14 protein-coding genes are annotated in these 14,190 nt (G+C 75.0%); 11 read left to right on the plus strand and 3 right to left on the minus strand.

The features are described from left to right. Nucleotides 1–35: 35 nt before the first annotated feature. Genes AB2L27_RS01060 through AB2L27_RS01085 form a run of 6 tightly spaced genes read left to right on the plus strand, consistent with a single transcriptional unit; the run spans nt 36 to nt 6,670 of the window. Nucleotides 36–953, plus strand: coding sequence for an HD domain-containing protein (locus AB2L27_RS01060; protein ID WP_370439596.1), 918 nt, complete (start codon nt 36–38; stop codon nt 951–953). 24 nt (nt 954–977) lie between these two features. Continuing rightward, on the plus strand, nt 978–2,111 hold the full coding sequence (locus AB2L27_RS01065) for a Gfo/Idh/MocA family protein (protein WP_370439597.1): 1,134 nt from the start codon (nt 978–980) through the stop codon (nt 2,109–2,111). After that, nucleotides 2,108–3,043 (plus strand): MBL fold metallo-hydrolase, encoded by a 936-nt coding sequence (locus AB2L27_RS01070; protein WP_370439598.1) that lies wholly within the window; start codon nt 2,108–2,110, stop codon nt 3,041–3,043. Before AB2L27_RS01065 ends, AB2L27_RS01070 begins: the two co-directional genes overlap by 4 nt. Continuing rightward, the gene (locus tag AB2L27_RS01075) at nt 3,040–4,626 is read left to right on the plus strand and encodes a YcaO-like family protein (protein ID WP_370439599.1); all 1,587 of its coding nucleotides are present in this window, start codon (nt 3,040–3,042) and stop codon (nt 4,624–4,626) included. Before AB2L27_RS01070 ends, AB2L27_RS01075 begins: the two co-directional genes overlap by 4 nt. Continuing rightward, entirely contained in the window at nt 4,623–5,930 is a 1,308-nt protein-coding gene (locus AB2L27_RS01080) for a glycosyltransferase family 4 protein (protein ID WP_370439600.1), read from the plus strand. Before AB2L27_RS01075 ends, AB2L27_RS01080 begins: the two co-directional genes overlap by 4 nt. Beyond that, complete coding sequence (locus AB2L27_RS01085) at nt 5,927–6,670, plus strand: PIG-L deacetylase family protein (RefSeq protein WP_370439601.1); 744 nt, start codon at nt 5,927–5,929, stop codon at nt 6,668–6,670. Before AB2L27_RS01080 ends, AB2L27_RS01085 begins: the two co-directional genes overlap by 4 nt. Here the strand turns inward: AB2L27_RS01085 and AB2L27_RS01090 are convergent. Then, complete coding sequence (locus tag AB2L27_RS01090; RefSeq protein WP_370439602.1) at nt 6,651–7,337, minus strand: PAS domain-containing protein; 687 nt, start codon at nt 7,335–7,337, stop codon at nt 6,651–6,653. The two genes, AB2L27_RS01085 and AB2L27_RS01090, sit on opposite strands and share 20 nt — an antisense overlap. 103 nt (nt 7,338–7,440) lie before the next feature. On the opposite strand from AB2L27_RS01090, the gene AB2L27_RS01095 reads away from it, so the two are divergent. From AB2L27_RS01095 to AB2L27_RS01105, 3 genes are all read left to right on the plus strand, one after another. Then, the gene (locus tag AB2L27_RS01095) at nt 7,441–10,002 is read left to right on the plus strand and encodes a DEAD/DEAH box helicase (RefSeq protein WP_370439603.1); all 2,562 of its coding nucleotides are present in this window, start codon (nt 7,441–7,443) and stop codon (nt 10,000–10,002) included. 64 nt (nt 10,003–10,066) lie between these two features. Further along, complete coding sequence (locus tag AB2L27_RS01100; RefSeq protein ID WP_370439604.1) at nt 10,067–11,047, plus strand: aldo/keto reductase; 981 nt, start codon at nt 10,067–10,069, stop codon at nt 11,045–11,047. A 23-nt stretch (nt 11,048–11,070) separates the two neighbouring features. Further along, nucleotides 11,071–11,469, plus strand: a complete 399-nt coding sequence (locus AB2L27_RS01105) for a hypothetical protein (protein WP_370439605.1) — start codon at nt 11,071–11,073, stop codon at nt 11,467–11,469. A gap of 31 nt (nt 11,470–11,500) precedes the next feature. On the opposite strand, the gene AB2L27_RS01110 is transcribed toward AB2L27_RS01105, so the two are convergent. Beyond that, nucleotides 11,501–12,163, minus strand: a complete 663-nt coding sequence (locus AB2L27_RS01110; protein ID WP_370439606.1) for an MOSC domain-containing protein — start codon at nt 12,161–12,163, stop codon at nt 11,501–11,503. A gap of 345 nt (nt 12,164–12,508) precedes the next feature. Here AB2L27_RS01110 and AB2L27_RS01115 point away from each other — a divergent pair, with 345 nt between their 5' ends. Together AB2L27_RS01115 and AB2L27_RS01120 are read left to right on the plus strand one after the other, a co-directional pair. Beyond that, nucleotides 12,509–12,712, plus strand: a complete 204-nt coding sequence (locus AB2L27_RS01115) for a hypothetical protein (protein ID WP_370439607.1) — start codon at nt 12,509–12,511, stop codon at nt 12,710–12,712. 476 nt (nt 12,713–13,188) lie between these two features. Continuing rightward, entirely contained in the window at nt 13,189–13,608 is a 420-nt protein-coding gene (locus AB2L27_RS01120) for a YunG family protein (RefSeq protein ID WP_370439608.1), read from the plus strand. A 29-nt stretch (nt 13,609–13,637) separates the two neighbouring features. On the opposite strand, the gene AB2L27_RS01125 is transcribed toward AB2L27_RS01120, so the two are convergent. Beyond that, a complete protein-coding gene (locus tag AB2L27_RS01125) occupies nt 13,638–14,141 on the minus strand; it encodes a GNAT family N-acetyltransferase (protein ID WP_370439609.1) in 504 nt (167 codons plus the stop codon). Between the last annotated feature and the right edge of the window lie 49 nt (nt 14,142–14,190).

The following is a 14,190-nucleotide window of genomic DNA, read 5'->3' on the forward strand; positions in this document are numbered from 1 at the left end:
ACACCGGAACCCTTCCGTCCCCCGACGGTCCCGTGGTGGGACCGTCCACCCTGCAACTGCTGCGGGAGGTCGCGGACGTCAAGCGCCTGCGCGACGCCCGCGGCGCGGGGTCCCTGGCCGACCGGGCGTTCACCCGGTCCTGGCGGGTCCTGCTGCAGGACTGCTCGCCGGAGGCCGTGTCGGACCTGGCGCTGCGCGAGGTCGCGCACGCCCTGGTCGCGGCCCGCCTGGCCGGGGTGGACGCGACCGTGCTGGCCACGGCCGGGCTGGACCGCGACGAGCGCCTCACCGTGCTGCGCCGCGCGTTCGACGCCGTCACCGCGACCGCCGAGGGCGGTTTCGGCGACCTCGCCGACCTGCGCGCCGCCCTGGACCCCGAACCCCGCACCGAGGAACTCCTGCCCGCCCCACCGGCGTTCGTCAACGCCCTGGTCCGCCAGCCCCGGGCCGGGGCCACCCACCCCGTGCTGCCCCGCGTCGTGGTCGAACCCCCCGAGAGCCACGGCGACCACTGCTTCGTCACCGCGGTGTACTCCGCGCTCGTCGCACCCCGCTTCGGCGTGGGCCGGGGCGAGGCGTTCCTCGTGGCGCTGGCCCACCACCTGCCCAACGGCGACCTGCCCGACGCCGGTTTCGGCGGTGAGGTGCTGCTCGGCGAGCACTACCTGAGCGTGCTGGCCGCGCTGGAGGAACGTTCCCTGCAGCAACTGCCCCGGGGCCTCGCGGAACGGCTGCGGGTCCTGCTGCCGCAGCGGGAGACCACGGACACCGCCGTGGGGCGGGTCTTCAACACCGCCGACGTCCTGGACCGCGTGCTGCAGGTCCACCACCACGCCCGCGCGGCGGCGTTCACCGCCGCCCAGGCCCTGGACGACCTGGACATCGTCCACCCCGGCACCGTCCAGCAGTTCCAGCTCGGCGTCCTCGCCGGCGCCGGCATCCCGGTGCGCTGAGCACCCCGTCCACCGAGGAGATCCGTGAACACCGCCGAGGCGAACACCGCCGACGAGCAGCACCCCGACGAGCGGACCGGCTGGGTCATCGCCGGGGCGGGCTGGGTCGCCCGCGACCACATGGCCCCCGCCCTGGCCTCGTCGCCCACCAGCCGCGTCGTCGCGGTCGTCGACCGCGACCTCGCCGCGGCCACCGCCCTCGCCGACCGCTTCCCGGGGGCGCAGGCGCACGACGACCTGCAGGCGGCCTTCGCCACCCCCGGCGCGCAGGTCGTCTACGTCGCCACCCCGAACCACGCCCACCGCGAGGTCGCCCTGGCCGCGGCCGACGCCGGGCTGGCCGTCCTGTGCGAGAAACCCCTGGCAGCCGACCTGGCCGACGCCGCGGCGCTGGTCGCCGGGTGCGAGCGCGCCGGCGTGGTGGCGGCGACGGCCTTCGACCAGCGGTTCCACCCCGCCCACGAACTCATGGCGCGCGCGATCGCCCGGGGCGACCTGGGCACCGTCACCGCCGTGCGCATCGTCTACGCCTGCTGGTTGCCGCCGGGCTGGGCCCCGCCGGGCAGCCGCACGGGCGACAACTGGCGCATCGACCCCGTCCGGGCCGGCGGCGGGGCCTACGTCGACCTCGCCCCGCACGGGCTGGACCTCGTCGGGGCCCTGCTGGGCGAGGACGTGGCCACGGCCACCACCCACGTCCAGCACCGCGTCCACGACTACGCCGTCGACGACGGTTCCGTCCTCGTCGGCAGCACCGCCTCCGGGGTGCTGGTGACCATCTCGAACTCGTTCAACACCGTCGAGACCCTCCCGCGCCGCCGGCTGGAGGTCGTCGGGACCGCGGGCCAGCTCATCGCCACCGACACCATGGGGCAGGAGGCCGGCGGTCGCGTGGAGTTCGTCGACGCCGGGACGGGGGAGTCCCGCGACCTGGAGTTCGACACCACCACGTCCCCCTTCACCGGGGAACTGCGGGCCCTGGAGGCCGCGGTCACCGGCGGGCAGGAGTGGCGGTTCCCGATGTCGCGGGACCTGCGCCTGCTGAACCTGCTGCACGACGCCCTCGGCGCGGGTGTCCCGCAGTCGCGCCCCGACCCGGTCCTCACCGCCCAGGAAGTCCGAGCCCAGGACGTTCGACCCGAGGAGGCACGAGCGTGACCGGACCGGACGACTCCCACGCGCTGCGCGGCGTCCGCGCCGCCGAACTGGCCCCGCTGCCCACCCGGGCCCACCGCCAGCACCGCGCCTACTCCTGCACGAACTGCGGCCACTGGCAGCGCTGGTTCGCGCACACCCCGCCGCCGGCGTGCCCGGTGTGCTCGGACGTGCGCAACGAACTGCCCGTCGACGGGTTCGAGTTCCTGCGCGAGGACGAGGTCGACGCGCTCGTGACGACGTCCTGGCGCGAGGCCGTGCCGGGGGTCACCGAGTTCTGGTGCGACCCCGTCGTCGGGCTGGGGTCGCACGGCTGGGTGCTGGAGACCGCCGACGGCCTGCTCGGTTTCGAGGCCGCCCCCTGGTACTCCGGGGCGGCGCTGGCCGAACTGCGCCGTCGCGGGGGGTTGCGCGTGCTGGCCTCCAGCCACGTGCACGGTTTCGGCGGGTTGTGGCAGTTGCAGGACGAGCTCGACCCGCCCGTCGTCTCCGTCGGGGTCCACGACCTCACCTGGACGAAGGCGTTCCGCGTGACGTGGCCCGCCGACGACCGGACCGAGCTGGCCCCCGGGATCACCCTGCACCGCACCGGCGGCCACTTCCCCGGGCACAGCGTGCTGCACGACCCCGCCCGCGGGTTGTTCTTCTGCGGCGACTCCCTGAAGATCGACCTCGACGAGGACGGGAACGCCGCGGCGCTGAGCGCCCACAAGGCGTTCCACGCGCAGATCCCGTTGTCGCGGGCCGAGCTGCGCAGCATGCGCGAGATCGTCGGGCAGCTGGAGTTCGACACCGTCTTCAGCCCCTTCGAGTTCGCGCGCGGGGTGACCACGGCCCACGTCGTGGCCCTGGTCGACCACATGCTCGCCAACCCCCCGTCGGCGTCCCCGGTGCCGATGGACCTGCTGACCCGGTCCGTGGAGGTCTTCTCGTGAACGCCCCCGCACCCCGCCGGCTGACCGTCGACCACCCCGTCCAGGAGGGGCGGGACCACCGGGCGACCGAACGCTTCCGCGACGTCCTGGGCGAGCGCGACCGCTTCCAGTTCCCGACCTACCGCCTGGACACCGTCGGGATCCCCTCGTGGTGGACCATCGCCACGACCGGTGGGGCCGCGATGGCCGCCATCGGCCACGGTTACGGCGGCACCGACGCCGACGCGCGACGCTCCAGCTGGGGGGAGTCCGCCGAGCTGGGCCTGCTGCGCCGCACCGTGTCCACCCTGGAGCACCGGCGCGCCTCCCACGAGGAGCTGGTCGCCGAGCTCGGCGCGGAGGCGGTCCTGGACCCGCCGGCGGTGTGCCTGGACGCCGGGGCGCCCTACGCCCCCGACGCGACGCTGAACTGGCTGCCGCTGCAGCGGTACGGCACCGGGGAACGCGTGTGGGTCCCCGCCGACGTCGTCCTGCGCGACGCCGAGGGCCTGCCCGAGGCTTTCGTCGACGACCTGCCCCGCCTGGTCACCCGGCACGGCAACGGCCTCGGCGCCGGCGACAGCCTCGAACGCGCCGTCGCGCACGGCATCGGCGAACTCCTGCAGCGCGACGGCAACGGGACCCGCTTCCGCGCGCTGGACACCGGGGTCGTCCTCGACCTCGGTCCCGACGACGAGCTCGTGACCGACCCGGTGACCCGCGAGGCCCTGGCCCGGTTGCGGGCCGCGGGCGTGCGGGTCGTGCCCAAGCTGGCCAACGACTGGTGGGGGATCGTCAACATCACCGTCGTCGGCACCGACGACGACCCGCTGCAACCGGTCATGGTGACCGCCGCCGGGGAGGCCGCCCACCCCGACCGCGAGGTCGCCCTGCGCAAGGCCGTGCTGGAGTTCGCCGCGGCCCGCTCGCGCAAGGCGTTCACCCACGGCGACCTCGACGCCGTCCGGGACATCAGCCCCGCCGGGTACGTCGAGCGCTACGCCGCCGACCCCTCCACCCAGGAGGAGCGCGCCCTGCGCGGGATGCTCGGCTGGCTGGAGAAGGACGCCGCTCAGTTGCGGGCGCTGCTGGAACCCGTCGTGCTGGCCGAGCGCAGCCGGCGCCGCTTCGACACCCTGCCGACGTGGCGGGCCCCCGAGGGCGCCGACGAGCAGCAGGCCCTGTGCGCCCACCTCGTCGGCCTCCTGCGCGAGCGGGGTTTCGACGTCCTGGTGCTCGACTGCTCCGCCCCGGCCCCGGACGGGGGCACCGTCGCGGTGGCCCGGGTCGTGGTGCCGGGTCTGGAGGTCGAGATCGTCAGCTACGGCCGGATCGGTGAACGCGGGCTGGTCGACCTGCTCGAGCGCGGCGACGGCCGCACGGGGCTGCACGGCATCGCCGGGCTCGGGGTGCCCGGGGCCGACGGGGTCCCCGCCTCGGCCGAACCCGTCCACCTCACCGCCGCCGCCCGCGAGCGCCTCGGCGCCCCGGCGTGGCTGGACCGGGCCGCGCTCGACCGCGTCCTGGGGGAGCTGTACCCGCTGTACCGCGAACCGGCGCTGCACGCGGCCGCGGTGGCCCGCGCGAAAGGATGGACCGCATGAGGATCTGCCTCGTCTCCCGGCGCTACTGGCCGGCCGTGTCGGGCATGAGCGTGTACGCCGAGAAGCTCCTGGAAGGTCTCGTCGCCCTGGGCCACGAGGTGGTCCTGGTCTCGCAGTTCCGCGGTGATGCCACCGGCAGCGCGGTCTACGGCGGCGGCCCGCCGCCGGCGGACCGGGTCCCGGCCGGGGTGCGCGCGGTCGGGCTGGAGGCGTTCGGCGAACAGCGCTCCAGCGAGGGCCTGCCCGCCGACTTCGACGCCGACATCGCCGCGATGCGCGAGACTGTGGAACGGCTGCACGCCGAGGAACCCTTCGACGTGCTGCACGCCCAGTACGCCTGGCCCACCGGGATGGCCGTCCTGGAGGCCTCCGCCGCGCTCGGCCTGCCCTCGGTGGTCAGCGTGCAGGGCGGCGACGGGCACTGGGTCGGGTTGTGCTGCCCGGCCCACTCCGTCGGGATCCGGACGGTCCTCGACCACGCCGGGGCGGTCCTCATCGGGTCCCGGACGTTCGCCGAGGAGGTCACCGACCACCACGGGACCGACCCGGCGCGCTTCGACCTGGTCGGCGGGGCCACCGACACGCAGGCGTTCACCCCCGCCGACGAGTCCGCCGTGGGCGTGCTGCCCGACGACGCCCCGGTGACGCTCGTGTTCCACGGCCGCGTCGACCGCCGCAAGGGGGTCCTGGACCTGCTGCACGCCCTGGCGGCGCTGCGGGCGGAGGGTCGCGCGGTGCGGTTGCTCGTCTCCGGGATCGGGCCCGACGTCACCGCCGTGGCCGACCTCGTCACCGAGCTGGGCCTGGAGGACGCCGTGGAGCAGCGCGGGTACGTCCCCTACACCGACGCCCCCGCCGTCTACCGCGACGGGCACGTGTTCGTCTCCCCGACCCAGTCCGAGGGGTTCTCCAACACCATCCTGGAGGCGATGGCCGCCGGGCTGCCCGTCGTCACCACCCGCACCGTCGGGGTCGTGGACTGCGTGCGCGACGGCGAGAACGGCCTGCTGCACGAGGTCGGCGACGTCCAGGGTCTCGTCGGGGCCCTGCGCCGGTTGCTCGAGGACCCGGCGCTGGGGCCCAAGATCGCCCAGCAGGCGCTGGCCGAGGTCCGCGACGTCTGGTCCTGGCCGGCCCTGACGGCGCGCGTGGAGGCCGTCTACGACCGCCTCGTCGGCACGCCGCCGGACTCCTCGTGGACGCAGGTCCCGCCCGCGCGGCGCCCCACCAGCGGCGGACGAGGGGTGGAACCCACCACGGCCGACGCCGACTGCCGGTTCCTCCTGGCCCCCCACCTGCTGTGAGCCCCGCCGCCGGGCCCGCGCGGGTCGTGGCCGTCTCGCCGCACCTGGACGATGCGGTGTTCTCCGCCGGGGCGCTGCTGACCGGGCTGGCGGCCGCGGGGGCCGAGGTCACGGTGGTCACCGTGTTCACCGGCACCGTCGCGGACCCGCGGGGTTTCGCCCTGTCGTGCCAGACCGACAAGGGGCTGACCGCGGACGTGGACTACATGGCCCTGCGCCGGGCCGAGGACGACGCCGCCACGGCCGCCCTCGGCGTGGTCGGGTCCCACCTGCCCCTGCTGGAGGCCCCGCACCGCGGGTACCACAGCGCCGCCGCGTTGTTCGGGCCCGTCGTGGCCGGGGACGAGGGGTGCCCGGACGCGGTGCGGGAGGTCCTGGAGGCCTTCCTCGCCCAGCGCTCCGGGGGTGCGGTGGACCTGCTGCTGGGCCCCCAGGCCCTCGGCGACCACGTCGACCACCGCCACGTCCGCTGCGCGGTCGACGCCCTCGCGCGGGACCGGGGCCTGCCCCTGGCCCGGTGGGCCGACACCCCCTACGTCCTGCGGCCCGGGGCGCAGACCCCCGAGGGCGGGCCCCGGTACCCGACGGAGGAGGAGCTCGACGCCAAGGTGGAGGCCTGCGCGGCGTACGCCACGCAGCTGGGGTTCCAGTTCGACGGGACCGCGGCGATGGTCCGGGCGCTGCGGGCGCTGCCCGAGACGTTCGACCCGCCCCTGCCCCTCAGGGACTGGGCATCGTGAAGCCGACGACCTGCTCGGTCCCGCCGTCCTCGCCCTTGAGGGCGTGACCCACGGTCGAGAGCCACTGCACCGACCCGTCGGCCAGCACGACCCGGAACCGCAGGCTCAGCGACGACGACTTGGCGAAGGCGTCCTGGGTGGTGGCGAAGACCCGGTCCCTGTCGTCGGGGTGCACGTGCCGCAGGGACTCCCTCCACGGCAGCCGGTGCTGGCGGGAGGGGAAGCCGAGCAGACCGCTGACGCGTTCGTCCAGGTCCACGACCTGCGGTGAGGCGTGCATCGCGAAGGCCCCCGAGGGGACCTGCGGCAGCCCGCGGTTGGTCGCCCAGGACCGCAGCCCGACGGGGTCGACGGTGGAGGCGGCCAGGTCGATGCGGGCGCGCACCGACGCCGGCAGGTCCACGAGCACCGCCTGCCCGACCGGGCTGGTCAGCAGCAGCCGGACCAGCACGTGGAACGGGACGGCGTCCCCCTGCACGAGCAGCCCCGCCTGACGGCCGTGGTCGTCGTCGAGGGCGATGCTGTCCACCAGCGAGGTGATCTCGGGGTCCGGGCCGGGCGGCGGTTCGTCACCCCACAGCTCCTGGACGTCGGCCCGCACCCGTTCGGCCCGTCGCCGGACGTGGTGCTCGCGCGACAGGCTGTCGTCGTGGCCGATCGGTCCCACCCCCCGTGAACGCTCCCGCCCTCGCCCACAGGATGTCCTACCGGGCAGCGGTCCCGCACCACGCACGGCCCCGTCCCGCCTCCGGTGGGACCATGGGAGGGCCATGACGACCCTCGCGCCCACGCTCCCCGAGCTCCTGCCCGCCCCCGCCGACGCTCCTGCCGACCCCGACGCCGTCCTCGCGGCCTTCACGGAGTGGGTCACCGGCCGCGGCATCACGCTGTACCCCGCGCAGGAGGAGGCCCTGCTCGAGGTCGTCGCCGGGTCCAACGTCGTGCTCGCCACCCCCACCGGGTCCGGCAAGTCCCTCGTCGCCGCCGGCGCCCACGCCGCGGCGCTCGCCGCGGGCGTCCGCTCCTTCTACACCGCCCCGCTCAAGGCCCTGGTCAGCGAGAAGTTCTTCGCCCTCATCGAGGTCTTCGGTGCGCAGAACGTCGGGATGATGACGGGTGACGCCTCGGTGAACCCCGGCGCCCCCGTCGTCTGCTGCACCGCCGAGGTCCTGGCCAACCTCGCGCTGCGCTCGGGCGCGTTCGCCGACGTCGGCCAGGTCGTCATGGACGAGTTCCACTTCTACGCCGACCCCGACCGCGGCTGGGCCTGGCAGGTCCCGCTCATCGAGCTGCCGCAGGCGCAGTTCCTGCTCATGTCCGCGACCCTGGGCGACGTCACCGCCCTGCGCGAGGACCTGACCCGCCGCACGGGCAGGTCCACGGCCCTCGTGACGTCCGTGGAGCGGCCCGTCCCGCTGCACTACTCCTACGCGACGACACCGCTGCAGGAGACGGTCGAGGAACTGCTGCAGACCGACCGCGCCCCCGTCTACGTCGTGCACGCCACCCAGGCCGCCGCCGTCGAGCAGGCGCAGGCCCTCACGAGCGCGAAGATCGCCACCCGCGAGCAGCGCGACGCCATCGCCGAGGCCATCGGCGGGTTCCGGTTCGCCGCCGGGTTCGGCAAGGTGCTGTCCCGGTTGCTGCGGATGGGCGTCGGCGTCCACCACGCCGGGATGCTGCCGAAGTACCGCCGGCTGGTGGAGACGCTGGCCCAGGCCGGGCTGCTCAAGGTCATCTGCGGCACCGACACCCTTGGCGTCGGCATCAACGTGCCCATCCGCACCGTGCTGTTCGGCGGGCTGACGAAGTTCGACGGCCGCCGCAACCGGCACTACCGCGTGCGGGAGTTCCACCAGATCGCCGGGCGCGCCGGGCGCGCCGGGTTCGACACCGCCGGCACCGTCGTCGTGCAGGCCCCCGAGCACGAGGTCGAGAACGCCCGCCGCGTCGCCAAGGCCGGGGACGACCCGAAGAAGCAGAAGCGCGTCCAGCGGGTCAAGGCGCCGGAGGGTTTCGTCTCCTGGTCGCAGCAGACGATGGACAAGCTCGTCACCGGCGAACCCGAGCAGCTCACCTCCCACTTCCGCGTCACCACGTCCATGCTGCTCAACGTCCTGCAGCGGCCGGGCAACCCCGTGGAGGCCATGCGGCACCTGCTGCTGGAGAACCACGAACCCCGCAAGAACCAGCTCAAGCACGTCCGTCGTGCGGTCGAGCTGTTCCGCGCGCTGCTCGACGCCGGGATCGTGGAGACGCTGCCCGAGCCGATGCCGGACGGGCGGCAGGTGCGGCTCGTGGCCGACCTGCAGCTCGACTTCGCCCTCAACCAGCCGCTGTCGCCGTTCGCGCTCGCCGTCGTCGACGACCTGCTCGACCCCGCCTCGCCCACCTACGCGCTCGACGTCGTGTCCGTCATCGAGGCCACCCTCGACGAGCCGATGAAGGTGCTGCTCGCGCAGCGCTCGAAGGCCAAGGGCGAGGCGGTGCAGCGGATGAAGGCCGACGGCATCGAGTACGAGGAGCGCATGGAACTCCTCGAGGACGTCGAGTGGCCGCTGCCGCTGGCCGAGGAGCTGCGCGCCGCCCACGAGACGTACCGGGCCGGGAACCCCTGGGTCGGCGACTACGAGGTGCGGCCCAAGTCCGTCGTCCGCGACATGTACGAGCGGGCCATGACGTTCGGCGACTTCGTCCAGCACTACCAGCTCGCCCGCTCCGAGGGCCTGGTCCTGCGCTACCTGTCCGACGCCTACAAGGCGCTGAAGCAGACCGTGCCCGACGACGCCCGCACCGAGGAGCTCACCGACCTCGTGGAGTGGCTCGGTGAGGTGGTGCGCCAGACCGACTCCTCGCTGCTGGCCGAGTGGGAGGCGCTGCGCGACGGCGTCGACGCCGCCGACGTGGAGAACGTCGTCGCCCCGCAGGAGGACGAGGCGCCGCCCGTCACCGCCAACGCCCGCGCGTTCCGCGTCCTCGTCCGCAACGCGGTGTTCCGGTTCGTCGAGCTGTGCGCCCTCGACCGTCCCGCCGCCCTCGCCGAGCTCGACGGGTCCCCCGACGAGGACACGTGGGCCGACCAGCTCGACGCGTACTACGAGGAGCACGAGAGCATCGGGACCGGCCCCGACGCCCGCGGCCCGCACCTGCTCCAGGTCGACGACGGCTCCGGCCCCGAACCCAAGGGGTCGGCGCGGAACTGGTACGTGCGCCAGGTGCTGGAGGACCCGGCCGGTGACCGCGACTGGGGGATCGTCGCCGAGGTCGACCTCGACGCCTCCGACGAGGCCGGCACCGCCGTCCTGCGCGTCGCGGGGTTGCTGCGGCTGTGACGTCCACCCCCCCGGCGGTGGCGCGGTCGCGCGGACGGGCGGGAGCGCTCGTAGGGTCGGACCCGTGCAGACGAGGACACTGGGCAGGACGGGCCGCGACGTCGGCGTCGTCGGGATGGGTTGCTGGCAGATCGGCGGCAGCTGGGGGACGGTCGACGAGGACGCCGCGCTGGGGACGCTGCAGGCCGCGGCGCAGGCCGGGGTGACGTTCTTCGACACCGCCGACGTCTACGGCGACGGCCGCAGCGAGCAGTTGCTGGGCCGCTTCCTGCCGACCGCACCGGACGGTGTCGTGGTCGCGACGAAGATGGGCCGGCGGGCGGACCCGCACGTCGCGCAGGCGTACACGCTCGACGCGTTCCGCGCCTGGAACGACCGCAGCCGCGAGAACCTCGGGGTCGACACCCTCGACCTCGTCCAGCTGCACTGCCCGCCCAGCGACGTCCTGCACACCGACGCGGTGTTCGACGCCCTCGACACCCTCGTCGCCGAGGGCCGCACCCGCGCCTACGGGGTGTCGGTGGAGACGGTCGCCGAGGGCCTGGCCGCCGTCGCCCGCCCGCACGTGGCGAGCGTGCAGATCATCCTCAACCCGTTGCGGCTCAAGCCGGTCACCGAGTTCCTGCCCGCCGCGGCCGAGGCCGGCGTCGGGGTCGTCGTCCGGGTGCCGCTCGCCTCCGGGTTGCTGACGGGCCGCATCGACGAGTCCACGACGTTCCCCGCCGACGACCACCGGAACTTCAACCGCAACGGCGAGAGCTTCGACGTCGGGGAGACGTTCGCGGGGGTCCCGCTGTCGGCCGGCGTGGCGGCGGCGAAGCGGCTCGGCGAGGTCGCCGGGGACACCCCGCTGGCCGCGTTCACGCTGCGCTGGATCGCCGAGCAGCCCGGCGTCAGCGTCGTCATCCCCGGTGCCCGCTCGCCCGAGCAGGCGCGGGGCAACGCCGCCGCGGCCGACCTGCCCGCCCCCACCGTCGCCCAGCTCGACGCGGTCGAGGAGGTCTACCGCGACCTCGTCGCCGAGCACGTGCACCACCGCTGGTGAGGCGTGCGGCGGCGGGGTGAGCGGTGCGACTGGGGTTCGCGAAGCACCCGGTGACGAACCTGCGGCAGGCGCTGACGGGGTTCGAGCGCAGCGGGTTCACGGTGCTGTGGCGACCGGACCGGGACTCGGCCCTGCTCGCCGCGCCCGGGACGCCCTGGGCGGCCGTCCTGCTGGAGGTGCACGACGTCGAGCTGGAGCTCGGAGCGGGCGGGGTGTACCTGGTCCGGGCCCCCGGTGACGTCGACGCGTTCGCCCAGGCCCACGCCGACCGCGAGTGGGTCGTCGAGCCGTGCGACCACGCGCTCGGCCGCTACGCCGCCCTGCGCACCCGCGCCGCGCTGGCGCAGCGGTTCCTCAGCCCGTCACCGGCGCTGGCGCGTCACCTCCCGCCGGGGGGCGGCCTCGTGGGGCAGGAGGGGTGAGCGGACCGGGGGAGTCCGCGGACCGGGCGGTTCAGCGCCGCTCCAGCCGACGCGCCACCGCCTCGGCGTCCTCCCGCGGCAGTTCGGGGACGTCCCGCAGCAGCGGCAGCAGTTCCGGCTCGGTCGTCAGGGCCGCGAACGCCGTCGCCACGCTCACCCCGTGCGCCGGGACGTCCGTGACGCGGACCGGGGTGCCGGCGGTGAGCGTCCCGGGCGACAGCACCCGCAGGTAGGCCCCCGGCACGCGGGCACGGGTGAAGCGCGGCAACCACCTCTCCTCGCCCACCCACACCGCGAACGTCACGCACGGGATCCGCGGGCACGAGACCTGAAGCACGACGTCGCCGATGCGCCACCGCTCCCCGATGACGGCGCCGTCGACGTCGATCCCGGACGTCGTGAGGTTCTCCCCGAAGACACCGTTCGGCAGGTCCCGGCCCAGTTCCCGTTCCCACCCGTCGAGGTCCTCGCGGGCGTAGGCGTACACGGCCTGGTCGTTCCCGCCGTGGTTCGCGGTGTCGCTGATGTGGTCACCGGAGAGCCCGCTGCCGCCCACACCCTTCGGGCCCGGGGCCCGCACCTCGACGGGCCCCTCGACGGGTCGTTTGTCGATGCCGCTCGTCCCCGACTTCGCCGCGACCGCCCGTCGCCGGCCGACGTTGACGCTGAGGACGACGCCGCGCGTGCTGGCCATCCGCACACCCTAGGGAACCCGGGGCCGACGGTCACCGGGTTTCACCGCCGGGACGGGCCGGGATCCCGCAGGACCGAGGACGTGCGCTCGCCGCGGGACACCGACGATCCGCTCTCGCGCCACGGGGACCCCCTCCCGCGGCCGGGCCCGGTCTGGACCCGTGCGACGGCCGCTGACCAGGTGCCCACCCTTCAAGGTGCGGTCCCGGGCGTCCGAGGGGAGGGAGTGGATCCCACCGCGTCCGTCCCGGACTGCCCGCAGTGCGGCCGTGCGCTGCGTCCGGGGGACGCCTGGTGCCCGCTGTGCTTCACACCCGCCCCGTCACCGACCTACCGGGGTCCGCTGGTGACGCGACGCAGCGACAACCCCGCTCCGGTCGAGGGGGTGTGGTACCGCTCCTCGCGCTGGGCGGCCTCGGACGTCAGTTTCGGGCCCGTCGTGCTGTGGTTCTCCCCGCTCGGGGGCGTGCTGTTCCTCGTGGTGTGGAGCGCCGTCGTCGTCCCGCGGGGGCTGCGCGACGTCTGGCGCGGGGTGCGGGTGCGGCGCTGAGGAGGGGTCACCGGCCCGGGAGACGGTCTGCGTCCTGCGGGATCCGTGCGGCCGAGTGTTCTGCGTCCACCTGCCGGACAGGCGAGTTCGGGTTCGCTGCGGGTTCCACGCCGGGGGCGGGTCGCCTGGTGGCCGACCCCCCGGCCACCAGGCCGTCACCCCGAACTCCGCGAGCCCGACGCGTCCTCTCCGACCCCCCCCGGTCGGGACGCGCCCCCCGGACTCCCGGGTCCGACCGTCCGGTGGTCGACCCCCCGACCACCGGACTCCGGTCGTGCGTCCTGCGTTCCCCCCGAGTCCGTCGCGCCGCCAGGCCCCCCGACCGGGACACGCCCCCCGGACTCACCCGCGACATCGCTGCCCCGGGCGGGATCGTTACACCCGTCCGGACGTGTCCTGAGTCACACGTCCGTGACGCACCGGCGCCTCCGTCCTGCCCGTCGTCCGCGTCGTCCCCGTGCGGCACGATGCCGACCGTGACCACCCCGCCCACCCCGCCCGTGCCCGTCTGGACCCTGACCGCGATCGAGACCGCCGTGCGGGCCTCGTGGGGACCCGACACCTGCTTCGCCTCCGCCGAGTACCTGGCGCGGGGCGAGGGGCGGCCCTCCCGCGGGCAGTGCGGACCGACCGCCCTCGTCCTGCACGAGCTGCTGGGCGGTGACCTGGTGGTCGCCGGCGTCGAGCACGAGGGGCGGGTGGAGGGGGTGCACTACTGGAACGTGACCACCGGGGGTGTGCAGATCGACCTGACCCGGGACCAGTTCACCGCCGGGGAGTCCCTCGTCGACGTGCGCCGGGTCGCGGTGCTGCGCGACCGGCAGGGGCCGGGGGAACGGCCGTTCCAGGTGCTGCGCGGCAGGGTCGCCACCGCCCTGGGGTCCGTGCCGGCCTGACCCCCGGGGACCGGGGAGCCCCGCCGGGGCTACCGGTCCAGGGAGCGCGCCATCTCCAGCTCGCGCTGCCCGGCGTCCAGCACGTACGGCTCGGACCGTCCGGTCAGGGCGTACCCGCGGCGGCGGTAGAAGGCCTGGGCCCGGGTGTTGTCCTCGTGCACGAGCAGGCGCAACGTCGGGCCGCGACCGGCGGCCCACGTCTCGACCGCGTCGAGCAGGGCGTCGGCGACCCCGGCGCGGCGACCGCGCAGGGTGGGGGTGACGTACACGCCGACCAGCACCGGGCCGGTCCCGGGGTCGTACCCACCCATGGTGCCGACCCAGCGCCCGTCCCCGTTGATCGCCACCTGGGCCGTGCTCGTCCCGGCCTGGCCCCGTCGGCCCCGCACCCGCCACTCGGCCTCGTCGTGGCCGAGGGCGGTCTGCAGCGTCTCGACGTACGCGTGGGGGGTGTCGGCCAGCATCTCCAGGCGCAGGGCCCGCACCTCGCGCCAGTCGTCCTCGGTCGTGGACCTGATGAGCACCGGGGTCACCCGGCCGACCCTAGCCGGGCGACGCGGCCCGGGAACGCCGGATCCCCGG

The organism is Kineococcus halophytocola, assembly GCF_041276425.1.
GTDB lineage: Bacteria > Actinomycetota > Actinomycetes > Actinomycetales > Kineococcaceae > Kineococcus > Kineococcus halophytocola.

Bases quoted from the DNA above. Each gene is read 5' to 3' on its own strand.
- AB2L27_RS01080 (WP_370439600.1), top strand. From the start codon at position 4,623: ATGAGGATCTGCCTCGTCTCCCGGCGCTACTGGCCGGCCGTGTCGGGC.
- AB2L27_RS01095 (WP_370439603.1), top strand. From the start codon at position 7,441: ATGACGACCCTCGCGCCCACGCTCCCCGAGCTCCTGCCCGCCCCCGCC.
- AB2L27_RS01110 (WP_370439606.1), bottom strand. From the start codon at position 12,163: ATGGCCAGCACGCGCGGCGTCGTCCTCAGCGTCAACGTCGGCCGGCGA.